18 protein-coding genes and 2 tRNA genes are annotated in these 26,786 nt (G+C 63.0%); 10 read left to right on the forward strand and 10 right to left on the reverse strand.

Annotated features, from left to right (window positions below; all coding sequences use genetic code 11):
• Positions 1-4: 4 nt before the first annotated feature.
• Positions 5-1,366, reverse strand: coding sequence for a TolC family outer membrane protein (locus FHS48_RS09830; protein ID WP_184263390.1), 1,362 nt, complete (start codon positions 1,364-1,366; stop codon positions 5-7).
• A 956-nt stretch (positions 1,367-2,322) separates the two neighbouring features.
• Here FHS48_RS09830 and FHS48_RS09835 point away from each other — a divergent pair.
• Entirely contained in the window at positions 2,323-5,007 is a 2,685-nt protein-coding gene (locus tag FHS48_RS09835) for a sensor domain-containing protein (RefSeq protein WP_184263391.1), read from the forward strand.
• Positions 5,008-5,092: 85 nt separating this feature from the next.
• Here the strand turns inward: FHS48_RS09835 and FHS48_RS09840 are convergent, their stop codons facing one another.
• The 5 genes from FHS48_RS09840 to FHS48_RS09860 all read right to left on the reverse strand — a co-directional run bounded on the left by FHS48_RS09840 (position 5,093) and on the right by FHS48_RS09860 (position 10,820).
• Positions 5,093-7,804, reverse strand: coding sequence for a bifunctional acetate--CoA ligase family protein/GNAT family N-acetyltransferase (locus FHS48_RS09840; RefSeq protein WP_184263392.1), 2,712 nt, complete (start codon positions 7,802-7,804; stop codon positions 5,093-5,095).
• A gap of 176 nt (positions 7,805-7,980) precedes the next feature.
• Positions 7,981-8,574: a 2OG-Fe(II) oxygenase gene (locus FHS48_RS09845; RefSeq protein ID WP_184263393.1), complete on the reverse strand. Its 594-nt coding sequence runs from the start codon at positions 8,572-8,574 to the stop codon at positions 7,981-7,983.
• 251 nt (positions 8,575-8,825) lie between these two features.
• Positions 8,826-9,596 (reverse strand): substrate-binding periplasmic protein, encoded by a 771-nt coding sequence (locus tag FHS48_RS09850; protein WP_184263394.1) that lies wholly within the window; start codon positions 9,594-9,596, stop codon positions 8,826-8,828.
• A 112-nt stretch (positions 9,597-9,708) separates the two neighbouring features.
• Positions 9,709-10,452: an LrgB family protein gene (locus FHS48_RS09855; protein ID WP_184263395.1), complete on the reverse strand. Its 744-nt coding sequence runs from the start codon at positions 10,450-10,452 to the stop codon at positions 9,709-9,711.
• Positions 10,452-10,820: a CidA/LrgA family protein gene (locus FHS48_RS09860; RefSeq protein WP_184263396.1), complete on the reverse strand. Its 369-nt coding sequence runs from the start codon at positions 10,818-10,820 to the stop codon at positions 10,452-10,454. The genes FHS48_RS09855 and FHS48_RS09860 overlap by 1 nt, the downstream gene beginning before the upstream one ends.
• A gap of 142 nt (positions 10,821-10,962) precedes the next feature.
• Between FHS48_RS09860 and FHS48_RS09865 the strand changes: the two genes are divergently transcribed.
• On the forward strand, positions 10,963-11,886 hold the full coding sequence (locus FHS48_RS09865; RefSeq protein WP_184263397.1) for a glutaminase: 924 nt from the start codon (positions 10,963-10,965) through the stop codon (positions 11,884-11,886).
• A 5-nt stretch (positions 11,887-11,891) separates the two neighbouring features.
• Here FHS48_RS09865 and FHS48_RS09870 read toward each other — a convergent pair whose 3' ends face one another.
• From FHS48_RS09870 to FHS48_RS09880, 3 genes are all read right to left on the reverse strand, one after another.
• Positions 11,892-12,428 (reverse strand): hypothetical protein, encoded by a 537-nt coding sequence (locus FHS48_RS09870; protein ID WP_184263398.1) that lies wholly within the window; start codon positions 12,426-12,428, stop codon positions 11,892-11,894.
• Positions 12,429-12,674: 246 nt separating this feature from the next.
• A tRNA-Asn gene (locus tag FHS48_RS09875) sits at positions 12,675-12,749 on the reverse strand.
• Positions 12,750-12,769: 20 nt separating this feature from the next.
• A tRNA-Cys gene (locus tag FHS48_RS09880) sits at positions 12,770-12,843 on the reverse strand.
• A 373-nt stretch (positions 12,844-13,216) separates the two neighbouring features.
• On the opposite strand from FHS48_RS09880, the gene FHS48_RS09885 reads away from it, so the two are divergent.
• The 8 genes from FHS48_RS09885 to FHS48_RS09920 all read left to right on the forward strand — a co-directional run bounded on the left by FHS48_RS09885 (position 13,217) and on the right by FHS48_RS09920 (position 23,793).
• A complete protein-coding gene (locus FHS48_RS09885; protein WP_184263399.1) occupies positions 13,217-13,867 on the forward strand; it encodes a protein-L-isoaspartate O-methyltransferase family protein in 651 nt (216 codons plus the stop codon).
• Positions 13,868-14,154: 287 nt separating this feature from the next.
• A complete protein-coding gene (locus tag FHS48_RS09890; RefSeq protein ID WP_260402420.1) occupies positions 14,155-15,567 on the forward strand; it encodes a TolC family outer membrane protein in 1,413 nt (470 codons plus the stop codon).
• A gap of 329 nt (positions 15,568-15,896) precedes the next feature.
• Positions 15,897-16,556, forward strand: a complete 660-nt coding sequence (locus tag FHS48_RS09895) for a DUF2497 domain-containing protein (protein ID WP_260402421.1) — start codon at positions 15,897-15,899, stop codon at positions 16,554-16,556.
• Positions 16,557-16,808: 252 nt separating this feature from the next.
• Entirely contained in the window at positions 16,809-19,529 is a 2,721-nt protein-coding gene (locus FHS48_RS09900) for a valine--tRNA ligase (RefSeq protein ID WP_184263400.1), read from the forward strand.
• Positions 19,530-19,649: 120 nt separating this feature from the next.
• Positions 19,650-20,168: a hypothetical protein gene (locus FHS48_RS09905; RefSeq protein WP_184263401.1), complete on the forward strand. Its 519-nt coding sequence runs from the start codon at positions 19,650-19,652 to the stop codon at positions 20,166-20,168.
• A 78-nt stretch (positions 20,169-20,246) separates the two neighbouring features.
• On the forward strand, positions 20,247-21,143 hold the full coding sequence (locus FHS48_RS09910; protein ID WP_184263402.1) for an HAD-IIA family hydrolase: 897 nt from the start codon (positions 20,247-20,249) through the stop codon (positions 21,141-21,143).
• 145 nt (positions 21,144-21,288) lie between these two features.
• The gene (gene ilvD, locus FHS48_RS09915) at positions 21,289-23,145 is read left to right on the forward strand and encodes a dihydroxy-acid dehydratase (RefSeq protein ID WP_184263403.1); all 1,857 of its coding nucleotides are present in this window, start codon (positions 21,289-21,291) and stop codon (positions 23,143-23,145) included.
• Positions 23,146-23,265: 120 nt separating this feature from the next.
• The gene (locus FHS48_RS09920; protein WP_184263404.1) at positions 23,266-23,793 is read left to right on the forward strand and encodes a GNAT family N-acetyltransferase; all 528 of its coding nucleotides are present in this window, start codon (positions 23,266-23,268) and stop codon (positions 23,791-23,793) included.
• Between the two features lie 61 nt (positions 23,794-23,854).
• On the opposite strand, the gene uvrA is transcribed toward FHS48_RS09920, so the two are convergent.
• Positions 23,855-26,686: an excinuclease ABC subunit UvrA gene (gene uvrA / locus FHS48_RS09925; protein ID WP_184263405.1), complete on the reverse strand. Its 2,832-nt coding sequence runs from the start codon at positions 26,684-26,686 to the stop codon at positions 23,855-23,857.
• Between the last annotated feature and the right edge of the window lie 100 nt (positions 26,687-26,786).

Below are 26,786 nucleotides of genomic sequence, written 5' to 3' on the forward strand. Positions count from 1 at the left end.
TTGCTCAGTTGCCGACCGGCAGGGCCAGATCGGCCTGTTCCCCGGTTTTCAGCGGGACTGCGGCAAAGGCCGGTGTCAGGCGGCCCATGGCCAGAAGGGTCTGGAACGCAGCGGTGCGGGCATCGTAGGTTGCCGCCGCCAGATTGATGGCGGCCGTATAGACTTCGTTTTCCGCATCCAGCACGTTCAGGGCGGTTTCTTTTCCGGCCTCGCGCAGTTTGCGGCGGGCGTCCAGCACTTCACTGGCGATGTTCACCGCATTCTGAAGCAGGCTGACCCGCTCGCGGGAGGTGCGCAGGGTTTCCCACGCCACCCGGGCCTGTTCCTCGACCTTCCGGCGGGTATAAACGGCGTTGTTCTGGCTGCCGGCGTAGTCATAGGCAGCCTTGGCTGCGCTGGCGCTGGTGGCACCGCCGTTGTAGAGATTCCAGTTCGCCTTGACGAGCACGGTGTAATCCCGGCGTTCGCCGATCACCGTGTTTTTATTGTTTTCATAGTTGCTGGCCGCTTCCAGCGTGATGCGCGGCATGTATTCGGCATCGACGGCATCGCGCTGTTCCGCGACCACCTGACTCTGGATTGCGGCAGACCGGATCGACGGATGTTCCTTGACCGCAATATCAACCAGCTCTGCCACCGTCTTCGGCAGATCGTTGATCGGGGCGTGGGGGACGGTCATCTTGCCGGTCTCCGGCGCATGACCATAGACCTGCTCGTAGGTGGCAATCGCCGACTTCAGGGCGCCCTCAACGGCGATCCGGCGTTCCTTGGCCAGCTGGAGGCGGGTTTTGGCCTGAAGAACGTCAACGGCAATGCCGGAGCCACGGCGGACCCGCTCGTCTTCCAGATTCAGCTGGCGCTTGATGTTGTCCTCGTTGGTGCGGGACAGCCGCAGCAGCTCCTGCTGGCGCAGAACATTCAGATACGCGCTGATGCCTTCAAACAGCACGCCCTGCTGGGTTGCGTTCAGTTCGTATTCGCTGCCGGTCTTCTGAAGCTTGGCGGCATTGTAATGGGAACTGGTCTGCCCGCCGTCATACAGCAGCTGGCTGGCAACAACGGACACCACCTGACGGCCCCGGTCGTAGGGATCGCCGGGAGACGTCCGGCGGGCCGGGCTGTTCACATGCTCATACCCGGCATCAGAGGTCAGGTTGATGGTCGGCAGAAAACCGGCAAAGGACTTGTTCACAGCCTCGTCAGAGGATGAAACGGTGTTCTTGCTGGCTTCAATCTTCGGGTGCTGCCCAAGAAGCCCCTGCAACTCTTCTGACAGGGGGGCTGCGCCTGCCTGTGTGCTGGCCAGCATCATCAGGCCAGCGACCGCGATTCCTCCGGTCAGGTGTTGTCCGCGCCGTGAAGTCATAGGTTCCCCTACCCAAACATCTGTTTCACACACGGTCGTCCCGCGCGCTGTCATTCTGGCTCCCTGCCTGCACTCCGCTGACAGAAAGGTTTAATGGACCGCGCCTGCGATCACCCCCGGGTTTTGCCGGCCGTGACAGTGAGGCATTGAGTCCGCGCTGTAGCGAAGCACTCCTACCAATAGTTTATTCGCCGGAATCAGTCAAATCCGACCTTTTTTATCGGGGGGCTAAACTCATTTATTCTTATTTATCGCTTCAGGCTTGATCGGAAAGCTTATCCACGGGAAAAATAGGATGATACACTCGTTCACTCTTTTGTTGCCCGATGGACATCGTGATACACCCTTTGACGCTCCAGACCTCTCTTCTCCTGATTGTGATGGCCGGACTTTTTCAGGTCCCGGCTCCGTTCGTCGGGAGCGCCAAGGCAATCGCCCGGTCCTGCTCCGGGGCCTTCCTGCTGCTTGCTGTGGGCAGCCTTCTATCCGCCTTAAGCATTGTTAATGCTGATTTTCAGGGCGCGGGACTTGCCCGGGCCGTCTTGGCCGGAGGGGGCGCGATGACGCTGGCGGCGGGGGTTTCCCTGCTGGTTCTCAGCGGATTTTCTTCTCCATCTTTGGTGTTAAGGCTTCTGCGCGGACAGACCGGTCTGTCCAGGCAAAGCCTGATCGGTGCCCTGCTGGTCGTAGGCGGTTTGGCTGGAGCGGCCTCGGCGAGTCTCCCGGGGGATGGTGTCAGCCATGCAACCGCAGCCATTATGGCCGGGGCTGTCGGTCTGTTGTCTCAACGCCTGTTGAGACTCTCCCGCGACGGGGAGGATGCCGGGCGGGAGGCTGTCTCCCCAGTCCCGGTTTTTCTGCCGGTTTTTCTCATTGTTCTCTGGGCAACAGTCGGGGCAGGAGTCGGGCTGTTTCCGGATCTGCCGGAGGGGGCAGGGCAGGCCGCCCGCCTGTTGATGGTTCCTTTGCTTCCCCTCGCCGGGTTGCTGACGGTCTTCGCCGCAATACGACAGGAACGGACGGCGGCTGACGAGAAAGTGGCCCGTCTGGAGGCTGCGCTTGAGGCCTCCGGTCAGGCGGTCGGGCGGGTCCGGCATCTGCTGGACCGGCTTCCCGATGCCCTGCTGGTGGTTGATCCGGACGGAACGGTCCGGGATGCTAACGATCGGGCCATTGCCCTGCTGACCGGTGGCTGTGGCCCGGCGGATGCTTTTGTCGGGCAGCCGCTCCGGTTGCTTCTGACCGGTGAGAATGGGGCGGCGCCGGACTGGCCGCAGCTTCTTTCCGAAGACACTGCCGGAACGGATCTGTCGGTGTCGGTGTCGCAGGGGGGGCAGAGGGTTCCGATCCGGGCCGTGATCCGCCGGACGGAATACGAAGGGCAGGATATCTGTCTGATTGCCTTGCACGGTCTGGCGGAAGAACGCCGGTCCGGGGCGATGAACGACTTTTTGCATGAACTGGACCGGACCGCCATTGCCGGCGGGAATCCGGAGGACCTGCAACAGGCGCTCTGTCATCAGATCTGTGGGCTGTTCGGGCTGGGGCTGACGGTGATTGCCGTGCCGGAGCGGCAGGGACAGATCAGCGTGCGGGGTGTCTCCGGCTCTGCTGTCTCGGCGGAGGCGCTGGCGGTTGTTCTGTCCCGCCCGGACTGGAGCAACGGTGTCCTTCAGGATGTGGTCCGGATGGGCGGGCGGCTGCTGCTGACGGTCGATGACAGTCCGTTGCCCGCCGCCCTGCCGGTACCGCAGGATTGGCTGGTGGTGCTGCCGTTGTGGGGGCAGACGGATGTGATCGGCTGTCTGATGGTGGCCGGAACCGGTCTGGCCCCGGATCAGCGGTCGCTGAAGCAGATGGATACGGTTTCGGCCCGGCTGGGCAATGCCCTTCAGGTGATGCAGGATCAGACGCAGATGCGTCTTCAGGGGACGGCACTGGCCGCCGCCGCCAATGCGATTTTCATCACCGACGTGTCAGGCCGGATTGAATGGGTCAATGCCGCCTTTACCCGTCTGTCCGGTTATGAAGCGCATGAGGTTCTGGGGAAAACCCCGGCCCTGCTGCGGTCCGGGATGCAGGATGACGACAGTTACCGGCGGTTCTGGGATACTATTAAATCCGGGCGGGTCTGGCGCGGTGAAATGGTGGAGCGCCGGAAGGACGGCAGCCTGTACACCGTTGACCAGACCGTGGCCCCGATCCGCGATGAGCGGGACCAGATTGCCCACTTCGTGACGGTGCATGAGGATATCACCGAGCGGAAGCGGGCGGAGGAGCGGATCGCCTATCTGTCCAACTACGATACGCTGACCCGTCTGCCGAACCGGGTTCTGTTCCGCGACCATCTGTATCAGGCGGTCAATCAGGCGCGGAATAACCGGACCTCGCTGGCGGTGCTGTTCGTTGACCTTGACCGGTTTTCGCGGGTGAACGATACGCTGGGGCATGACGTCGGCGACCAGCTTCTGATGACCATCGCCTCCCGCATCAATGCGGTTGCGGCACCGGAGGCGGATACCATCGCCCGCATCGGCGGCGATGAGTTCGCCCTGATCCAGAACCGCCTGACCAGCACCGAGGCGGCGGCCCTGCTCGCCCGCAAGGTGATTGATGCGGTCAACCGTCCGGTGGATATCAGCGGGTTGGAAGTGCGGGTCGGCACCAATGTCGGGATTGCCATTTATCCGCAGGACGGGGAAGACCCGGACCACCTGATCAAAAACGCCGATATGGCGATGTACCGGGCGGTGCGGTCCGAGACTGAAAAGTGTTTCTTCTATTCCAACGAGATGAATGATGAGGCCCGGGTCCGGCTGGCGCTGGAAGGCGACCTGCGGCGGGCGTTGGAGAACGGCGATCTGTGCCTGAACTTCCAGCCGCAGGTGGATGTGCGGTCCCGGCGGATTATCGGGGTGGAAGCGCTGCTGCGCTGGAAGCATCCTGAGCATGGTATGATCCCGCCGTCGCGGTTTATCCCGGTGGCGGAGGATTCCGGCCTGATTCTGCCGATCGGCGACTGGGTGATTCAGGAAGCGATCCGCCAGAGCCGGGCGTGGCAGGATGATGGCCTGCCGCCGATTACGGTGGCGATCAACATTTCGGCGGTTCAGTTCCAGCAGGGGAATCTGGTCCGCCGGGTTGGGGATGCCATCGCTGGCAGTGGTGTTGATCCGGCCCGGATTGAGCTGGAACTGACCGAAAGTATGCTGATGCAGGATGCCAACGAGGCGATCCGCACGCTGGAGGATCTGTCCGGTCTTGGCGCGAAGCTGGCGATTGATGATTTCGGCACTGGCTACAGTTCCCTCAGTTATCTCAAGCAGTTTCCGGTGGACCGTTTGAAGCTGGACCAGTCTTTTGTCCGGCAGATGACCACCAACCATTCTGATGCGGTGATTGCCCGGGCCACCATCAACCTCGGCCACAGTCTGGGGCTGGAGGTGATTGCTGAAGGCGTGGAGACGGAAGACCAGTACGAATATCTGCGGGCTGAAGGCTGCGATGTTGTACAGGGCTATCTGTTTGGCAAGCCGATGCCTGCGGATGAGCTGGCAGCGGTCCTGCGCTATTCCGGCCCCGGCGGCAGTGTTGCGGCGGGCCGGGTGCCGGAAGGGCTGCTGCTGGGGACCGTGCAGTAAAACAGTAAAGACGCCGCCATGATGGGGTCAGAGAAAAAGCCCCCGGAGTGGATCCGGGGGCTTTCCGTTTTGCGGCAAGGGGTACTCAGTCGAACAAGGGCACCCCTTCGATACGGGCGGATTGCAGGTCCAGTTCCACCTCGGCGACATCAATCTCGACCATCCGCACCCGGCGGAACCCGAGGTGCTCGACGAAGGTCATCATCCGGGTGTTTTCCTTCAACACCTGACCGACCATGGTCTTGGTCTTCCGGCTCTGGCAGTAGCGGATCATCTTGACCATCATCGCCTTGGCCAGCCCGGCACCCTTCAGGTCAGACCGCACGACAATCGAGAACTCGGTGGTTTCATTGTCCGGGTCGGTCACGGCCCGCACCACCCCCAGGGTTTCCGGCCGCCCGTCGGTGTCGGGAGCGGTGGCGATGAAGGCCATTTCCCGGTCGTAATCGATCTGGGTCATCCGCGCCATCTGGCTGTGCGGCAGTTCCTGCACCAGACCGAAGAAGCGGAAACGGATGTCCTCCGGTGTCAGGCGGGACACGAAGACATGGTGGTTCGGTTCGTCCTCCGGGCGGATCGGGCGCAGCAGCACCGGGCGCCCACCCTTCATCACGAAGGTTTCCTCCAGATCCTGCGGATAGGGGCGGATCGCCAACCGGTCCGTCGGGTTGGTTCCGGCATAGGGGGCCAGAACCACCCGGGCATCCAGCGCCACCACACCCTCCGGGCTGGCCAGCAGCGGATTAATGTCCAGCTCGCGGATTTCCGGCAGATCAACCGTCATCTGGGCCACCTGAATCAGGGCCAGAGACAGCGATTCCAGATCGGCGGCAGTATGGGCCTTGGCCCCCTGAAGGACCTTGCCGATCCGGGTCCGGCCAATCACTTCCGCCGCCAGCGCCATGTTCAGCGGCGGCAGGGTGACGGAACGGTCCGCGATGATCTCAGCGGCAGTACCGCCCTGTCCGAACAGGATCACCGGACCAAAGATCGGATCGGTGTTGATGCCGACGATCAGCTCCTGCCCCAGCGAATGACGCCGCATCGGCTGGACGGTGAAGCCGCTGATCCGCGCTTCGGGGAAGGAGACGGACAGACGCGCCAGCATGTTCTGGGCAGCCTGCTCGACTTCTTCCGCGCTGGTCAGGTCCAGCCGGACCCCGCCATGTTCGCTTTTGTGGGAAATATCATCGGACAGGATTTTCAGCACCACCGGGTAGCCGATCGATTCGGCTACGGTGCGGGCATCGGCCGGGCTGTGGGCCACCCGGGTTTCCACCACCGGGATCCCGTAAGCCGACAGCAGCGCCTTGGCCTCCGGTTCAGACAGGGTGGTCCTTCCGGCCGCCAGCGCATCGCTGATCAGGCGACGGGCGATGGTGATATTGGCGGTGAATTCGGTGGGCAGGCTGGCGGGGGTTTCCATCAGCATGTCCTGATTCTTACGGTAGGCCACCGTGTGCAGGAAGCTGCGGATCGCCTGATACGGAGTGGTGAAAGTGGGAATCGTCGCCTCATGGAAGCGGCGGCGCGATTCCCGCACCAGTTCATCACCGATCCAGCAGGTGGAAACGCTGACCCGGCGGCTCTGCTTGATCACCGGAATCAGCGTTTCGGCGATGGTCAGGGCATTGGTGGTGGCGACCGGGGAATGCATGACGATCACCGTGTCCACCTCCTTGGCAGCACACAGGATCTTCAGGGCAGCAGCATAGCGCTCGGGGGAGGCCTCTCCCATAATATCGACCGGATTGCCGCGCGACCATGTGGCGGGCAGAACGCCATTCAGCGCCTCGATGGTTTCCGGGCTGAGGTCGGCCAGCGTGCCGCCCTGCTCATCCAGTTCATCGACGCCCATCACGCCGAAGCCGCCGCCATTGGTCAGGATGGCCATCCGCTCGCCTTTTGGCTTGGTCATCACCGACAGGGTTTCGGTGGCGGCGAACAGTTCCTCGATGGTGTACACCCGCAGCATCCCGGAGCGACGGAAGGCGGCGTCGTAGACCAGATCCGACCCGGCAAGGATGCCGGTATGGCTGATCGTGGCCTGCTGGCTGGCATTGCGGCGCCCGGCCTTGATGGCCAGAACCGGCTTGTTACGGGCGGCGGCACGGGCGGCGGACATAAAGTTCCGACGCAGCGGAATGCTTTCAACGTACAGCAGAATGGCGCGGGTATCGGGGTCTGACCCCAGATAATCAAGGACATCGCCGAAATCGGTGTTCAGCATGTCCCCCATCGAAATGAAGTGGGAAAAGCCGATGCCCTTGGGCCGGGCCCAGTCCAGCACCGAGGTGCAGACCGCCCCGGACTGCGACACGAAGGCGATTCGGCCCTTGTTGGCAGGCTGGGGGGCGAAACTGGCGTTCAGGCCGATACCGGGGACGAGGACGCCGAGACTGTTGGGGCCAAGTACCCGGATGCCATGGGTCCGGGCGGTATCGCGGATCGCGGCGGCGACATCGGGTTTGACAGCGGCCCAGCCGAGGCCGGAGGCGACGATGATGGCGGCGCGGGTTCCCCGTTCCGCCAGTGCCCGCAGGGCGTTGAGGGTGTCATCCGGCGGGACGGCGATCACCGCCATGTCCGGCACCAGCGGCAGGGCGGCAACCGATGGATAGGCGAGAACGCCCTGAACCGCCTGATACTTGGGGTTTACCGGCAGGATCGGCCCGGTGAAGCCCCCCTGCAACAGGTTGCGCATGACGATGCCGCCGACACTGTCCGCTGTGTTGGAGGCCCCGATCACGGCAACGGACGTGGGCTTGAACAGTTGTTTCAGATAACGGACGCTCATCGTATGCCGGTCCCCCCGTGTGTGACTGTGCCCGGGGCTGCGCTGTTTCCGTCATCCCCATCAGGACGGGGCAGCACCGGCCGTGTCAGTATATAGCGTTTGATGCTGCAATGCAGCAAAAACCCTTCCTTCAGTCAGGGTAAGGGCTTTTTATACGTTCTCATTTAAAATTTGGCTCATGTAAAATCCGGCCCGTGGGTCCAGATCACGAGAGAATGCCGGGCCCCGGCGGTGACCGGGGTCACCCGGTGCAGCACAAAGGCCGGGAACACCGCAGCCATGCCGGGATCGCGCGGGGCGGTCAGCACGTGCCCTTCCGGGTTCAGTTGCAGGTCGCCGCCCTCATAGGCCTCCGGCGGGCTCAGCTGAATGGCGATGGTCAGTTTACGGGCGCGGCCTGCCGGGCCTTTGCCGCCGCGGTCGATGTGCCAGTCGTAGAATCCGCCGTCCTGATACCGGGCGACCTGCGCATCCTCCTGAAATCCATCGAGGGTGTAATTGAAGTGCTCGCGGTTGGCGGTGGCCACCAGCCGGGCGAGGCGCTGATAGATCCAGTCGGTTTCCGGCCCTTCCGGCAGCCAGTGGATTGCAGTTCTGCGGATCCGGGACTCAGATTCGCCATTCACCAGAGTGGCGTCTTTCTGCCGTCCGTCTTCCATCAGGGCAATGATGGTACGGCATTCTTCCGGCGTGAAGGTCTCACCCTCAAAGGCCCACAGCTTCTGCTGCGGGCGGGACGGGGCGGCGAGGCCGGGGATCTCTGAAAACATGCTTTAATCCTGAAAAAGGCAACCAGCGCAGGCGCCATGCCGGGCAGTGCGGCCCCCGGCACCGGGGAGTGTGGCGGACCCTGACCGGAAACAGTGAGGTCCCTGAAAGATCTTTTATATTCAGAACTCTGCGGGGAATAAAATCAGGAGCGGCACCGCATCGCCGACAGTCTCTGTCAGCTCCGGTGCTCCGGCATTGATCTGGAACCATACGGGCGTATTTTTACCTGTGGTCCGGGATCCGCGCAGGATCAGTACTGTTCCGGCTCCGGCAGGGTGTCCAGCGCGCGGCGGAACTCCTCGACAATTTCATCCGGGGTATCGCGGTTGAAGGCGAAGTACAGGGGACGGGAGATCTCAGGCAGGGGCAAGGCTTCCGTCACCGCAGTCTGAGGAAGGCCCAGCTTATGCAGCCGATACATCATCGACCGGATATCGGATGGCAGAAGATCCAGCCTGCCATGCACCAGCATGCGGACGCCCAGTTCCTCATCCGCGATGATCTCGTGTGGAATACCTTTTGCGGTCAGATAGATCCCTTTAACGTCTTTCTGTAGCGCTCCGATCCGGTACTGCCCGGCCTCCTCAAGGGTCGTGGGGGTGATGTCTGGCCGCTCGGTCGAGCGGAACAGGGCGACCTTAAACGGGATTGCCTCGCCGACCCATTTGAAGAGGTCCTCGCGCTCCGGGCGGCGGGCAACCGGAAACAACAGGGCACCGGGGGTGCGCAGTGCGGTTTCATAGGCCCGTGCCCAAGGATAGACCTCAATCGGAACGGATCGCCCGGTTTCACGCAGCAGCTGCCGGGCCCGGTCGGCGACAACCCCCCGGGCCTGCCCGTTTTCAGAGAATGAATAGGGGGCAAACTCCGACGTGATCAGGCGGATGGGAGGAGTCGACTGGGCCCGGGCCCGACGCAGGAGCGCCGCCCCGGCCGCAGCCGTGGCAACAGCCTGGAGGATGGCCCGGCGGGTCAGGAGGCGCCGGTGTGCCGGGGCAGAGGGGGGCGTTGGCCGTTTCATTGTGCCGGAATCTGATGGGGGGAGATCGGTATGCGTATAATACCCTATGTGCCGGGTCCGGCATAGGCACGGGTTTTACTGTGGGGCCATGCCCCTGTCTGAAGCGGCCTGATTATAAGATCGACAGCGCCAGATGCCAGAGAACCGGCAGCAGCAGCGCGGTTGCCACGGCATTCAGCCCCATTGCCAGACCGGAAAAGGCCCCGCAGGTTTCCCCCAGTTGCAGGGCGCGGGCGGTGCCGATGCCATGGCTGGCGGTGCCGATCGCCAGCCCGACCGCCGCCGGATCGGTAATGCCGCACAGGCGCAGCAGGGACGGGGCCGCCACAGCGCCGAAGATACCGGTCATCATCACCAGTACGGCGGTCAGCGATGGCAGGCCGCCGATCTGTTCTGAAACCCCCATCGCCACGGCGGCAGTAATCGATTTCGGGGCCATAGAGCTGACGGTATCGGCCCGTCCGCCAAGAAGGCGGACCGTGATGACGGCTGACAGCACCGCCGTAGCCGAGCCGATCAGCAGGCTGGCCACCAGCGGCAGGGCGTAGCGCAGCAGCATGGCCCGCTGCCGGTACAAGGGGATCGCCAGAGCCACCGTCACCGGCCCCAGCAGGAAGTGGACGAACTGCGCCCCCTGAAAATAGGTGCGGTAATCGGTGCCGGTGGCCAGCAGGACCAGAACCACCATTACCACTGTCAGCAGTACCGGATTCAGCAGGGGGGACCCGCCAAAGCGCCGGGACAGGGCCTGCGCCAGCACAAAGGCGGCAAGGGTCAGGGTCAGGTGAAACAGCGGGCTGGCGGATAGATAGACCCACAGATCCTGAACATCGGTGGGGAGCAGGGGCGGGGCCATTACCGGTTCTCCTCCGCAGACGGGGTGTTGCCGTGGCGGCGGCGCAGCAGGTGCATCGGCAGGGCGGTCAGGATCAGCCCGGCGGTGGTGCTGATGGCAATCCCGGCGGCGATGGCGATCCAGTCGGCGGCGATCAGGTCAAAATGCAGCATCACCCCAACCCCGGCAGGCACAAACAGCAGGGAGATGTTGGCCAGCATGCCATCGGTGGTGCGGGCCAGCCCATCGGGCACACGGCCCAGCAGGCACAGCCCGCAGAACAGCAGCACCATCCCGCAGACCGGGCCGGGCACCGGCAGATGCAGCAGCCGCACCAGAACCTCCCCGATAAGCTGGCACAGCAGCAGGACCGTCAGCGATTGCAGCATGAAAAACCATCCGGAAAACGGGGGTGAAAACAGGGCGGGCCGGGCCGTCTTGCCGTTGCGGCAGCCGGTTGCGCCGAGTATTCTCCCCGCCCCTCAGGAAAGTCCAGTCCCAAACGCCCAGCCAGCCACCGGATTCCCCACCATGTCGTTCGCGTATCAGTCCCTTCTGGATCGGGTGCATGCCGAGGTCGCGGCCAGACCGGTCCGTGGCAAGGTTGCCGACTATATTCCGGCGCTGGCCCGCATTGATGCCAGCCGATTCGGCATGGCGCTGGCGCTGGTGGACGGGCGGAGCTTCGTTGCCGGAGACGCCACAGAACCCTTCTCGATCCAGAGCATGTCCAAGCTGTTTACGCTGGTGATGGCACAACGCCTGTATGGGGATGAGCTGTGGCAGCGGGTCGGGCGGGAGCCCTCGGGAACGGCCTTCAACTCGCTGGTGCAGCTGGAGCACGAGGACGGTTTTCCAAGGAACCCCTTTATCAATGCCGGGGCGCTGGCGGTGACCAATGCACTGGTCTCCCGCTATGCCCAGCCGGAACGCGCGATCCTCGACTTCATGGCCGGGCTGAGTGGCCGCAAGAAGATCTTCATTGATGAGGAAGTGGCGCGGTCGGAAGAGCAGCACGGCGACCGCAACCGGGCCATTGCCTATTTCCTGAAGGCCCATAACCGTTTTGAGAATGACGTGGCGGAGGTGACGCGGACCTATTTCCGCCAGTGTGCGATCCCCCTGACCTGTCAGGAGCTGGCGCAGGCGGCGCTGTTTCTTGCCAACAATGGCTGTGCACTGGACGGAACGCGGATCCTGTCTCCGGCCCAGACCCGCCAGACGCTGGCGGTGATGCTGACCTGCGGTCTGTATGATGGTGTCGGGGATTTTGTGTTCCGGGTCGGTCTGCCAGCCAAAAGCGGGGTCGGCGGCGGTATTATCGCCATCCTGCCCGGGGTTGGCAGCCTGTGTGTGTGGTCGCCGCCGCTGGATGCGCGGGGGAATTCCGCAAAGGCCATTGAGGCGCTGGAACTGATCGCCGGAGAACTGGCTGTGGTGCCCGGTGTTCTGTAAGGGCGTTACGGGGCCTCGGTAGCCTGTACGCATTGCCCTTCGACGGTGAAATCATCCGGGTTGTTCAGCGGGTCATCCCCGACCAGAATGCCGAGGGCGCGGAAAGCGCGGGGCACATCCGGGCGCATCTCATCATCATCGCCGTCAATCACCACCACCAGATCCGGCGGGCTGTCAGCCCGGGCGGCGGCGAAGGTGAAGGTCAGGGTGTCATCCCCGGCGACTGCGACCTGACCTTTGCGACGGTCCTGCCCGGCGGAGAAACTGCCATGCAGATGGTCTCCGCTGTCGGTCAGGCGGAAGCTGCGGTGACCGCTACCGGCGGCATCGTCCCACTGGCAGTCAAACGTCCGGGGGGCTGCGGGTGGCGTGGTCAGCGGGCCCAGAAGGTACACGCCGATGCTGGCGGCCAGACCGGCCAGCAGTAACGGAATCATCGGGCCCTGCCGCCGCCATAGCACGACGCAGCCGGAAAGCAGGATGAGTGCGGCCAGACAGAGGGCCGGGATCATCAGGCCCGAAGGGATAAGGGTGACGGTCACGGTCAGCTCAGCTCCCCAGGTCGGACCGGTCGGGACAGAGGGGGCGGAAACGCCTGACTCTGCCTTATACGCTTTGCATAAACCCCACTGGGGCCGGGGGCAACAGGGATTTAAGCGCCTGATGCACCGGTTCCGACCGGCTTCCGGCCTGTATGACCGGAGAGGCCGGGGCAGGGGGCCGGAAACAAAAAAGGCTGACGCTTTACAGCGACAGCCATTCAATGCAATACAGCCATTTTCTGAGGATGGCTCCGGCGGTAGGATTCGAACCTACGACAACCCGATTAACAGTCGGGGGCTCTACCGCTGAGCTACGCCGGAATATCCATCAGTTTCTCGGTTGGAGGCCGGGACCGGAATCGAACCGGTATTCAAGGATTTGCAGTCCTCTGCATCACCACTCTGCCACCCGGCCTTGCACCGAGGACGCGGTTTATATCGCTGACCTCCGGGGCGGTCAACAGCTTTTTTACTGTTCTTTCAAATTCCTGCAAAATGCCTTTTCACGCCTGTCCTTCCCGGTGTGACGGGGCGGGGGATGGAGCCGGAGGGTGGATAGAGCCAGAGGGTGGATAGAGATTGTCAAGGGGAGGGCGGGGCGTTATAAAACCGCGCAGAGACCTGTTGCCGAAACGGGGTGTCTGGTGTCGCCTGTCGGCGGCCGCCGCCGGTGTCATCAGACAACCGGAGAGAGGGGCGGACCGTAAAGGCGTTCCGGGGAGCAATCCCCCGCCGTCATCTCCGTCGGCTCAACCACATGATCTAAAGTGTTGCGAGAGGGGCCCCTCATGGATTTCGCTGCTGCCCGTCACAATATGGTGGAAGGTCAGATCCGCCCGAACGGTGTGACCGATACGGCTGTTCTTGCGGCGATGGCTGAAGTGCCGCGCGAGGATTATGTGCCGAAAGCCCTGCGCAGCATCGCCTATGCCGACGACGACCTGTCGGTCGGCAATGGCCGTGGCGTGATGGAGGCCATGGTTCTGGCCCGTCTGCTTCAGGCTGCTGAAATTGACCCGGATGATGTGGTGCTGGAAATCGCCACCGGCACCGGTTACGCCACGGCGGTTCTGGCGAAGATTGCCAATACCGTGGTGTCCGTCGACAGCGATGCCGATTTCCGGGCGATGGCGATTTCTGCCGTCAGCAGCCATGGGCACGACAACGCGGTGATCGTCGCCGGGGATCTGGAGGCCGGATATCCGGTGCAGGCCCCTTATAATGTCATCTTCATCAACGGTGCGGTTGAAGTGGTGCCGCAGGCCCTGCTGTCGCAGCTGACAGACGGTGGCCGATTGGTCGCGGTTGTCACCGGCGGTGGGCAGGGTGTTGCCACGGTTTATACCCGCAACGGCGACAGTTTCGGGCACCGCAAGCTGTTTGATGCCAACATTCTGCCGCTGCCGGGCTTCCGCAAGCCGGCCGGTTTTGTGTTCTGATCTGTTGCTGCCCCTGCGGGCGGCGACCGGAAGGCCCCTTCACCATCAGGTGGAGGGGCTTTTTGTTTTTTGGCCGGATAATGATCAATCGGCGCTGAAGAATGACGCTTTTCTACTGCGCGTCCCTTCCGAATTGACATACTGACAGGCCTGCATCAAACTGAACTAATCAGTTTAGTTTTAGGTGCCCGTTGTGTGGCCCCTGCAACAGTCCCTTCCGGTTTCGCCACCGGATCCCGGAGTTTCGGGGATTTGATGTGGCGCCACTGCTTTACGACGGATTGACCATGAAGAAGTCTGTGTCTCTGGCGCCTGCCTCCCTTGTGCTTGGGGCCCTCCTTCTGGCGGGAAGCGGCCTGCATACTCCGGCATTGGCATTAAATTTACAGGAGGCTCTGGCCTCAGCCTATCAGAATAACCCGGAACTTCAGGCGGAGCGGGCCCGGCTCCGGGGCGTGGACGAATCGGTGCCACAGGCATTGTCCGGCTGGCGCCCGACGGTATCGCTGAGCGGTTCGGCCGGGTACAGCAACAGCAAATCCAATCTGCGCTTTCCGCAGGAGCAGCAGACGCATCCCCGTCAGACGGGCATGACGGTCTCGCAGCCGCTGTTCAACGGCTTCCGGACGGTGAACCAGACGGAGGCCGCGGAGAATCAGGTTCTGGCGGCGCGGGAGCAGTTGCGCGTGGTTGAGCAGCGCCTGTTCACCGCTGTGACCGAGGCCTATCTGAATGTGGTGCGCGATAAGGCTGAGGTGGAGCTGAAGGCGAACAACGAGCAGGTTCTTCAGCGTCAGCTGGCGGCAACGCGGGACCGGTTCCGGGTTGGGGAAATCACCCGGACCGATGTCAGTCAGGCCGAATCCCGGCTGGCCGGGGCAACGGCATCGCGGATTGCCGCCGAATCCCAGCTGTCCACCAGCCGCGCCACGTTCGAGCGACTGGTCGGTCTGCCGCCGGAGCAGCTTCTGACACCGGCGGAGGTCACCGGCCTGCCGCCGTCGCTGAAGGAAACGGTTGCCCTTGCCACCACGGAGCAGCCAACGGTTCTGGCGGCGGAATATGCGGCGCGGGCGGCGGTCAATTCGGTTGATGCCGCCACCGGGGAGCTGTTACCGACGGTGGCCTTGCAGGGGACAGCCTTCCGGAACTTTGATGATTCGTCGCAGGATTCGCGTTCCAACGGATATCAGGTGGTGGCGACGGTGTCGGTGCCGCTGTACGAGGCCGGGGGCACTTACTCCCGCATCCGAGAAGCCAAGCATACCGCCGGGCAGCGCCGCCTGATCGTGGAGCAGACCCGCCAGCAGTCCCGCGAATCCGCCATTCAGGCGTGGGAGCAGCTTCAGGCGTCCCGCGCCCAGATCACCTCGCTGGAGGCGCAGGTCCGCGCCGCCACCGTCGCCCTCGAAGGGGTTGAACGTGAGGCGCAGGTTGGGGCCCGCACCGTTCTTGATGTTCTGGACGCGGAGCAGGAGCTTCTGGATGCCCGCGTCGGACTGGTCCGGGCGCAGCGGACCGAGCGGGTTGCGGTCTATGCGGTTCTGGCGGCGGTCGGGCGGATGAATGCCCGCGATCTGTCCTTGCCGGTGGAGCTGTATGATCCGGTCGGGCATTATGACGACGTCCGCGGCACGTGGTTCGGCTCCTCCGATGCGGCGGATCAGGACGGAGATCTGGCCCGTAAGGCCGCTCAGTAACAGAGTTTTCCTCCCGGCCCGGAGTGTAAGGGAATTGGCAGGCTGCGGGGGAAGCTCCCTTGCAGCCTGTTTCTTTTCCAGGTTTTCCGGCCGGGGCTTTCTGTGCTTGCTGGACAGAATAACGGGGCTTTGCAACACTCCCCACTGCTGATATGTGTGCGCCATTGATCCGGGGCAGGGCGGGCCAAGCGGTATTTTCCGATGAATATCGATTGATCTTCCCTTGTTTGCAAAATGTTAAGGGTCGATGTTGTATCACTGCATTAGGTTAGTGTAGGTAAGGGGCGCCCGTGCCGCCCTGACAGGTCCGGCTGGGGGCGGAGTACGCCATGGACGAGAAGAATCAGGAACCATCGATGGAGGACATCCTTGCCTCCATTCGTAAGATCCTGTCGGAGGATGAGGAAGAGCCTGCGGCCAAGGCCCCCGCGCCAGCGCCCAAGCCCGCCCCCATGCCCGAACCGGAGCCCGAGCCCGAACCGGCTTGGGACATGACTCCTGAACCCGAACCGGAACCGGAGCCTGAAGTCTCCTGGGACGATGCCCTGCAAGCGCAGGCGCTGGGTGAGGATGACGAGGAAGACGAAGTATTCGAGTTGACCGACTCGATGGTGGCTGAGGAAGAGGAGGAGCCGCTGCTGCTTCAGCCTGTTCCCGCGCCGCAGCCTATTGTTGAAGAAGTGGAAGACGAGTTGGAATCGATTTGGCGTCCGGAGCCTGTCGCCGCGCCGCTGGCGGTGGTGGACGAGGCGGAACGTCTGGTATCCCCGCCGACAGAGGCGAAATCCACCGCCGCGTTCTCTGAACTGGCCCTGATTGCCCGGGAACGGTCTCTGGGGGTTGGCAACGGGGGCCTGACCATTGAAGGTCTGGTCCGCGAGATGGTGCGCCCGCTGCTGACGGAATGGCTGGACAACCATCTTCCCGATCTGGTGGAACGTCTGGTCCGTAAGGAAATTGAGCGTCTGGTTTCCGGTGGCGAGAAGTAAGCGCTGCCACTGATCGGATGACTGACAGTGCAAGGCCGCCGGGGACCGAAAAGCCCCGGCGGCCTTGCTTTTGGTCCGCCCCCGCAGCGGCCTTCTGCCGGGAAGAAGGGAGCGGCCTTCTTTTTTCCTGTTTAGCGGTTTGGTTTTTTGCCGCCGTTGGGTATTCTGCGCCCCTTCTTCCGGCGAATCCGGGCCTGTGCCCGGTGCCGGAAGAAAACCGTATTCGTTTAAAGACTGTGGAAGTCAGGAATCATGCTCGACAAGACTTATAACCCTGCTGACGTTGAAGAACGGCTTTACAAGCAGTGGGAGGAGACGGGTGTATTCCGCTCCGACGTCGGGTCGGGCGATGTACCCTACACCATCATGATGCCGCCCCCGAACGTGACGGGGAACCTGCACATGGGCCACGCCCTGACCTTCACGCTTCAGGATGTGCTGATCCGCTATGCCCGCATGAGCGGCAAGGATGCCCTGTGGCAGCCGGGCACCGACCATGCCGGGATCGCCACCCAGATGGTGGTGGAACGCAATCTGGAGAAAGAAGGCGTCACCCGCCACGATCTCGGCCGCTCCGCCTTCATCGATAAGGTGTGGGAGTGGAAAGAGCAGTCCGGTGGGGCGATCACCCGCCAGCTGCGCCGCCTTGGCGCATCGCCGGACTGGGAGCGGGAACGCTTCACCATGGATGAAGGCCTTTCGAAGGCCGTCCGCACCATTTTCGTCAGGCTGCACAAGGATGGCCTGATCTACCGCGACAAGCGGCTGGTCAACTGGGACCCGAAGCTGCACACCGCCATTTCCGATCTGGAAGTGGAGCAGCGCGAAGTGAAGGGCAAGATGTGGTATCTGCGCTATCCGGTGGATGGCATGGCCGATACCTACGTCATTGTCGGCACCACCCGCCCGGAGACCATGCTGGGCGACACCGGTGTTGCCGTCCATCCGGACGACGAGCGCTACAAGGACCTGATCGGTAAGACGGTGCGTCTGCCGATCACCGGCCGCCTGATCCCGATTGTCGCTGATGAGTATGCTGACCCGGAAAAGGGCTCCGGCGCGGTGAAAATCACCCCGGCGCATGACTTTAACGACTTTGAAGTCGGCAAGCGTGCCGGTCTGGAAGTGATTAACGTTCTTGATCTGAACGCGAAGATTCTGGCCGAACCGACCCCGCTGCTGAAGTTTGACGGCAACCACGCCCGCCCGGTGAAGGCCGCCGACGGCACCCCGGTGCTGCTGGATCTGCCGGAAGAATTCCGTGGCCTTGACCGCTTCGTCGCCCGCGAGAAGGTTGTCGCCTTCTTCGAAGAAAACGGTCTGCTGGAAAAGATCGACGAAAACCCGATGACGGTGCCCTACGGCGACCGTTCCGGCGTGGTGATTGAGCCGTGGCTGACCGACCAGTGGTTCGTCGATGCCCCGGCGCTGGCCCGCAAGCCGATTGAGGCGGTGGAAACCGGCAAGACCGTTTTCGTGCCGAAGCAGTGGGAAAACACCTTCTTCGACTGGATGCGCAACATTCAGCCGTGGTGTGTGTCCCGGCAGATCTGGTGGGGCCATCAGATTCCGGCGTGGTTCGGCCCGGATGGGCATCCGTTTGTTGAAATGACCGAGGAAGAGGCTCAGGCTGCCGCTGAAAAGCACTATGGTCAGGCCACCGAACTGAAGCGGGATCCGGACGTGCTGGACACGTGGTTCAGCTCCGGCCTGTGGCCGTTCTCCACTCTCGGCTGGCCGGACAAGACCCCGGAACTGGCCCGCTATTACCCGACCGATGTTCTGGTCACCGGCTTTGACATCATCTTCTTCTGGGTGGCCCGGATGATGATGTTCGGCCTGTATGCCATGGATGAGGTGCCGTTCCGCACCGTTTACATCCATGCTCTGGTCCGCGATGAAAAGGGCCAGAAGATGTCGAAGTCGAAGGGCAACGTCATCGATCCGCTCGACCTGATCGGTCAGTATGGCACCGATGCCCTGCGCTTCACCCTTGCCGCCATGGCGGCGCAGGGCCGCGACATTAAGATGAGCGAACAGCGCGTCGCCGGGTATCGCAACTTCGCCACCAAGCTGTGGAATGCCACCCGCTTCTGCCAGATGAACGAATGCGTGGTGCAGCCGGGCTTTGACCCGAAGGCCGTGACGACCACCCTGAACCGGTGGATCATCGCCAAGACCGCTGACTGTGTCGCCAAGGTGCGCGAGGCGCTGGACGGCTATCGCTTCAACGATGCCGCCAATGCCGCCTATCACTTCACCTGGGGCAGCTTCTGCGACTGGTATCTGGAATTCGCCAAGCCGGTGTTTAACGGCGAGGACGCGGTCGCCAAGGCCGAAACCCGCGCCACCGCAGCGTGGGTGCTGGACCAGATCCTGATCGTGCTGCATCCGTTCATGCCCTACATCACCGAAGAGCTGTGGGGCAAGCTGGCGGAGCGGCCGCAGGCCCTGATCTCGACCAGGCTGCCGGATTACAGCGGCCTTGAAAACGCCGAGGCGCTGGCGGAAATGGACTGGGTGGTGGAGGCCATTTCGGCGATCCGCTCGGTGCGGGCGGAAATGAACGTGCCGCCGTCGGTGCGGATGCCGCTGCTGCTGAAGGGGGCAGAGGCCGTTACCCTGTCGCGGCTGGAAACCCACCGCCCGCTGCTGCTGACGCTGGCGCGTCTGGACAGCGTTGATGTGGTGGCGGCGGAGACTGCCGTTGCCAATGCGGCGCAGATTGTGCTGGGCGAAGCCACCGCCATGCTGCCGCTGGAAGGCATCATTGATATCGCCGCCGAAAAGGCCCGCCTGACCAAGGAAATCGGCAAGCTCGACAGTGAGATCAAGAAGCTGGCCTCCAAGCTTGGCAACGAAGCCTTTGTCGCCAAGGCCAAGCCGGAAGTGGTGGAAGAGCAGCGGGAACGTCTGGCCGAGTTTGAGGCCACCCGCGCCAAGCTGGCTGACGCCCTCAGCCGTCTGGCGTAAGGAAGGCGGGAGCCGATGGCCCGTCCACCCTCTCCGCCATCAACCGGGGGGCCGGTATCGCGCCGGCCCCACCAGCTGCCGCCCCCACAGCCGGGTCGGCAACCGGGCCGGTCTGCCCGGGTGGATGCTGCTGATGATGATGACGAGATCGGAACCCCGGAGGAAAAGGCCGAAGTGATCGTGCTGAAGCTGGAACGCTTCATCCGCGATAACCGTACGCTGGCCAAAGGGGTTTCCTTCCGGAAGTGGCAGGAACTGGCGAAACTGGAAATCGCGGCGGCCATCCGCTCCAAGGAAGTTCTACGCGATCTGGAAAGCCGGGCGCTGGACCGGGCAATGATCGTGCTGGGGGTTGGTCTGGCCACGGTTGGCATCTGGGGCAGCCTGCTGGCCATGGATGCGGCCCCCAACCGGATTATTGCCGGGACCCTGACCTTCATCGGCGGCATGGTGCTGCTGTGGATTGCCGGAGCCCTTGGTCTGAAGTCACCGGTCCGGCGGTTTCAGGCCAACCGCCGCCGCAGCCACATGAAAAAAGTCCGCGCCCTGCATGCCGAGGTGCTGGCGCTGGAAAGTTACCTCAAGAAGCGCAAAAAGCAGCTTGAGGAAGAGATCGAGGATATGGGCGAGGACGCCTGATCCCATGCTGTGCAGTCTGATGGCCGGGCCGGGAGCCCGGCCATTCTTCCTTTCCCCCTGAAAAACAGAAGAGTCCCCGTGCTTTATATTTCCTTTGAACAGGCGTGGCAGGTGTATCTGGATGCCGCCGCGCGCCTTCCCACCGCTCCGGCACCGGTCCCGCCGCGTCGGGTCACTGGCCTTGCCGAAGTGGTCGCGGGCTATGATCTGGTGGTGTTTGACGCCTATGGGGTACTGCACATCGGCGGCCCGGCTTTCCCGGAGTCCCTGACGGCGCTGGCGGCGCTGCGGGCCAGTGGCAAGCCGCTGTGCGTGGTCACCAATGATGTGACGCATGAGCCCCACAGCGTTGCGGAGCGTCTGCGGCAGCGCGGGTATGACATCCGGGATGAGGAGATCATCAGCGGCCGGTCTCTGCTGCCGGAAATTCTCGCCCCGTGGGCCGGGCGGCGAACCGGGGTAATTGCCTCTCACCCCGAAGACCTGCGGGACCGTTATCCGGATCTGGTCCCGCTGACCGACGATCCGGCGACATGGTCCGGGGTGGACAGCCTTGTGTTCGTGGACTGCAATTTTTGGGAAGAGACCCATCAGGCGACCTTTTTCGCCGAGCTGCGGCGACAGCCCCGGCCGATGATTGTCTGCAACCCGGATGTCGGATGCCCCTACGGCGAGCGGATCTCCGCCGAGCCGGGATACTTTGCCCATCTGGCGGCGGCGGAGGGGCTGACGGAGGTGACGTTCCTCGGCAAGCCGTTCCTGCCGGTGTATCAGCGGGTTCTGGCGGCGTTTCCGCAGATTGCCCCGGACCGGATGCTGATGGTGGGGGACAGTCCGCATACCGATATCCTCGGCGGCCGTGGTGCGGGCATGGATTGCCTGCTGCTGGAATGGGGCTTCCTGTCGGGGCAGGACAGTGCCGCCCGTTTCGCCGAAGCGGGACTTTTTCCTAATTTTGTTGCGCCAAGCCTGTAAGGCCGCATTACTTTCTTGCAACGGGCGGCGGGAATTCGTACATCTAAGGGCCACCCTGACCGCAGGGTGGCCTTTTTCGTCAGTCCGGCCGGTTTCTTTCTTTCCGCCCGGAGACAGCCCGTTCCACGCAGTGTGAGGACTCCCGATGCCAGCCTACCGCTCCCGTACTTCGACCCATGGCCGCAACATGGCGGGTGCCCGTGGCCTGTGGCGTGCCACTGGCATGACCGATTCTGACTTCGGCAAGCCGATTATTGCGGTAGCCAACTCCTTCACCCAGTTCGTGCCCGGGCATGTTCACCTGAAGGATCTGGGTCAGCTGGTCTGCCGCGAGATCGAGAAGGCGGGCGGTGTCGCCAAGGAATTCAACACCATTGCCATCGATGACGGGATCGCGATGGGGCATGACGGCATGCTCTATTCCCTGCCGTCGCGTGAAGTGATTGCCGATGCGGTGGAATATATGGTCAACGGCCACTGCGCTGATGCCATCGTCTGCATCTCCAACTGTGACAAGATCACCCCGGGTATGCTGATGGCCTCCATGCGCCTCAACATTCCGGTGATCTTTGTTTCCGGCGGCCCGATGGAAGCCGGGAAGGTGATCCTGAAGGACGGCGAGAAGGCGGTTGACCTGATCGACGCCATGATCGTCGCCGCTGATAAATCGGTGTCCGATGAGGACGTGGCGAAGTACGAACGCTCGGCCTGCCCGACCTGCGGCTCCTGCTCCGGGATGTTCACCGCCAACTCGATGAACTGCCTGACCGAGGCGCTTGGCCTGTCGCTGCCGGGCAATGGCTCGATTGTCGCCACCCATGCCGACCGCAAGGAGCTGTTCCTGGAGGCCGGGCGCCGCATCGTTGATCTGGCCCGCCGTTATTACGAGCAGAACGACGAAAGCGTGCTGCCGCGCAATGTCGCCAGCAAGGCGGCGTTTGAGAATGCGATGAGCCTTGATATCGCCATGGGCGGATCCACCAACACCGTGCTGCACCTGCTGGCGGCGGCGCGGGAAGGGGAAATCGACTTCAACATGGCCGATATCGACCGCCTGTCCCGCCGGGTGCCGAACCTGTGCAAGGTTGCTCCGGCGGTTGCCAATATTCACATGGAAGACGTGCACCGGGCCGGTGGCGTCATCGGCATCCTCGGCGAGCTGCACCGGGCCGGACTGCTGAATTCTGATACCTGTTCCGTTCACTCTCCCAGCATGAAGGACGCGATCGCCAAGTGGGATATTGCTGTCAGCGATGATCCGCAGGTGCAGGAGTTCTTCCGTGCTGCCCCGGGCGGGGTGCGCACCACCGAAGCCTTCAGTCAGTCCCGTCGCTACGCTGCGCTGGACGCCGACCGCGAGAAGGGCGTGATCCGCAGCAAGACCCACGCCTATTCGCAGGATGGCGGTCTGGCCGTGCTGTATGGCAATATCGCGCTGGATGGCTGCATCGTGAAGACAGCCGGGGTCGATGACAGCATCCTGAAGTTCTCCGGCCCGGCCGTGGTCTGCGAAAGCCAGGAAGAGGCGGTCGCCAAGATCCTTGGTGGCGAGGTGAAGGCGGGCGATGTGGTGGTGGTCCGCTACGAAGGGCCGCGCGGTGGCCCCGGCATGCAGGAAATGCTGTATCCGACCAGCTACCTGAAATCGATGGGGCTGGGCAAGCAGTGCGCCCTGATCACCGATGGCCGCTTCTCCGGCGGCACCTCCGGCCTGTCAATCGGCCACTGCTCGCCGGAAGCGGCGGAAGGTGGCACCATCGGCCTGATCGAGCCCGGCGATATGGTCGATATCGACATTCCCAACCGGACCCTGAATGTCCGTGTCTCCGAAGACGTTCTGGCCACCCGCCGGGCCGCGATGGAAGCCAAGGGGAAAGCGGCGTGGAAGCCGGAGAAGGCGCGTCCGCGCAAGGTCAGCACCGCCCTGCGGGCCTATGCGGCGATGGCGACCTCTGCCGCCCATGGTGCGGTGCGCGACGTCAGCAAGCTGGAAAACCTGTAAGAGACGGCGACCCGTCTGGTCTCATTCTGTCAGGCCCGCCCCGGATCACCGGAGGCGGGCCTGATCTTTTTGCGCTATGGTGGCCGGAGATTTTCAACGTCTGCGTAAGGCCATCGTGCAATGACCCCATCCCCGATCCAGTTCAAAGTTCCGGAAATTGAGACCGAGCGTCTGCTGCTGCGGACCCCGCAGGCAGAGGATTATGCTGTGTACCGGGATTTCTTTGCCGATGCCGAGGCGTCCCACTTCTATGGCGGTCCGTTTTCGGCAGAACAGACGTGGCGGCTTCTGGCCACCGACATCGGGCACTGGCTGCTGCGCGGCTACGGCCGTTGGGCCGTGGTGGAAAAGGACTCTGGCCGCATGATCGGCGGCTGCGGCCTGTGGTGGCCGGAGGGATATCCCCGCCGGGAGCTGACATGGTGGATTGCGCCCTCAGCCCGCCGGAACGGTTATGCGTTGGAAGCGTCACGGGCGGTGATCCGCTTTGGCTACCGGACCCTTGGGCTGGATCTGGTGGAAACCCACACCAAGGATACCAATCTTGCGGCGCAGGCCCTGATCCAGAAACTGGGGGGCACCGTCTTCGCCCGGGAGGCTTTCCCGGACGGGCACACCCGCAATGTCTACGCCCTGCCGGATCTGTGACCGGGTTCAGGACCCATACAGTGGGGGATTTTCCCTCACTGTATGGCTCTTCCTGACGATTTCAGCGCTTCAGATACGGAGCAAGGTACTTTCCGGTGTGGCTGCGCGGGTTGTCCGCCACCTGCTCCGGGGTCCCCGAGGCAACGATCTGCCCGCCGCCGCTGCCACCTTCCGGGCCAAGATCGACAATCCAGTCGGCGGTCTTGATGACTTCCAGATTATGCTCGATCACCAGAACGGTGTTGCCCTGTTCGACCAGAGCCTGAAGAACTTCCAGCAGCTTCCGCACATCCTCGAAATGCAGGCCGGTGGTGGGTTCGTCGAGGATGTACAGCGTTCGTCCGGTGGCCCGCCGTGACAGCTCCTTGGAGAGTTTGACGCGCTGCGCCTCGCCGCCGGACAGGGTTGTCGCCTGTTGTCCGAGGTGGATATAGCCGAGGCCGACCTTGGTCAGCAGCTCCAGCTTGTCGCGGATCGCCGGGGCGGCCTGAAAGAACTCAGCGCCTTCCTCAACCGTCATATCCAGCACATCGGCAATCGACTTGCCGCGGTACAGGATTTCCAGCGTTTCGCGGTTGTAGCGTTTGCCTTTGCAGACGTCGCAGGTGACGTAGACGTCCGGCAGGAAGTGCATCTCGATCTTCAGCACCCCGTCGCCCTGACAGGCCTCGCAACGGCCGCCCTTGACGTTGAAGCTGAAGCGCCCGGCCTTATACCCCCGGGCCTTGGCCTCCGGCATGGCGGCGAACCATTCGCGGATCGGCGTGAAGGCCCCGGTGTAGGTGACCGGGTTGGACCGGGGGGTGCGGCCGATCGGCGACTGGTCAATATCGACGATCTTGTCGATATGCTCCAGCCCCTCGATCCGGTCATGCGGGCCGGGGTGTTCACGGGCCCCGTGCAGCTGCTTCGCCAAGGCTTTGTAGAGGGTTTCCAGCACCAGAGACGATTTGCCGCCGCCGGACACTCCGGTGACGCAGGTGAACGTGCCGAGCGGGAAGCTGGCGGTGACGTTCTGAAGGTTATGGGTCCGCGCCCCGATCACCGACAGGTGTTTTCCACTGCCGGGGCGGCGTTCGGCAGGGATTTCGATTTTCCGGCTGCCGCAGAGATACTGTCCGGTCAGGCTGGCCGGATCCGCCATCACCTGCGCCGGGGTGCCTGCGGAGACCACGGTGCCGCCATGCACCCCGGCCCCCGGCCCCATGTCGATCAGGTGATCGGCGGTGCGGATGGCATCTTCATCGTGTTCGACCACCAGCACGGTGTTGCCGAGGTCGCGCAGGCGCTTCAGGGTTTCCAGCAGGCGGTCGTTATCCCGCTGGTGCAGGCCGATCGACGGCTCATCGAGAACATACAGAACCCCGGTCAGGCCGGAACCGATCTGTGAGGCCAGTCGGATCCGCTGACTTTCCCCACCGGACAGGGTGCCGGAGGTGCGGGACAGGCTGAGATATTGTAAGCCGACATTGGACAGGAAGGTCAGGCGTTCGTTGATTTCTTTCAGGATTCTGCCTGCGATTTCCTGCTGCTTGGCCGTCAGGGCCTGGTCGAGGGCACCGAACCAGGCAAGGGCATCCCCGATCGACAGCGTGGAAATTTCGGCGATATCCTTACCGTTGACCTTCACCGCCAGCGCTTCCGGTTTCAGGCGCTTGCCGCCACAGCTTTCGCAGGCTGCGGAGGACTGATAGCGCGACAGATCATCCCGGACCTGCTGGCTGTCGGTTTCCCGCCAGCGGCGGGCAATATTGGGGATCACCCCTTCGAAGGGGCGCTCCACCGTATAGGTGCGGCTGCCATCACGGTAGGTCATCACCACCGGCGTGGTGCCGGAGCCGTTGAGGAGGGCGGCCTGTACCGCCGACGGCAGATCAGCCCACGGGGTATCAATCGAGACGCCGTAATGCTGGGCCACGCTTTGCAGGGCCTGCACGTAATAGGGGGAGGGGTCCCCGGCGCTGGAGGCCCAGGCGGCGACGGCACCCTGCGCAATCGACAGGCGGATATCCGGCACCACCAGTTCAGGATCAAAATACAGCTTCACGCCCAGCCCGTCGCAGGTAGGGCAGGCCCCGAACGGGTTGTTGAAGGAGAACAGCCGGGGTTCGATTTCGTCGATGGTGAAGCCGGAGACCGGACAGGCAAACTTGGCGGAAAACGTAATCCGCTCCCCGCCGTCGGCGGGTTCCACAAAGGCAAGGCCGTCGGCCAGTTCCAGCGCCTGTTCGAAGGAATCCGCAAGGCGGGTGGCAATGCCATCCTTCACCACCACGCGGTCAACCACCACCTCAATGTCGTGTTTGACTTTCTTGTTCAGGGCCGGGACTTCATCAATCGCGTAGAGTTCGCCATCGACCTTTACCCGCTGGAAACCGCGCTTCTGAAGGTCCTGAAGTTCCTTTTTATACTCCCCCTTGCGGCCCCGGACGATGGGGGCCAGCAGGTAAAGGCGGGTGCCTTCCGGCAGTGTCATCACCCGGTCAACCATCTGGCTGACGGTCTGCGCCTCAATCGGCAGGCCGGTGGCCGGAGAGTAGGGCACCCCGACGCGGGCCCACAGCAGGCGCATATAGTCGTGGATTTCCGTCACCGTGCCGACGGTGGAGCGGGGATTGCGGGAGGTGGTCTTCTGTTCGATCGAGATGGCCGGAGAAAGGCCCTCAATCGAATCCACATCCGGTTTCTGCATCAGTTCCAGAAACTGCCGGGCGTAAGCGGACAGGGATTCCACATACCGCCGCTGTCCTTCCGCGTAGATGGTGTCAAACGCGAGGGATGACTTTCCCGACCCTGACAGGCCGGTGATGACCACAAGCTGATCCCGGGGAATTGTGATGTCGACGTTTTTCAGATTGTGCTCGCGTGCTCCGCGAACCCGGATCTCTTGCATGGTGTGTTCCTGACTGCTCTCGGACGGCACAGGGGACGAAAGTGCGCCTAGCATGGCGGCTTTGGTACAAAATGGCAACATGGTACGCGCGGCTGACGAA

Source organism: Novispirillum itersonii, assembly GCF_014205675.1.
GTDB classification, from domain to species: Bacteria; Pseudomonadota; Alphaproteobacteria; order Rhodospirillales; family Rhodospirillaceae; genus Novispirillum; species Novispirillum itersonii_A.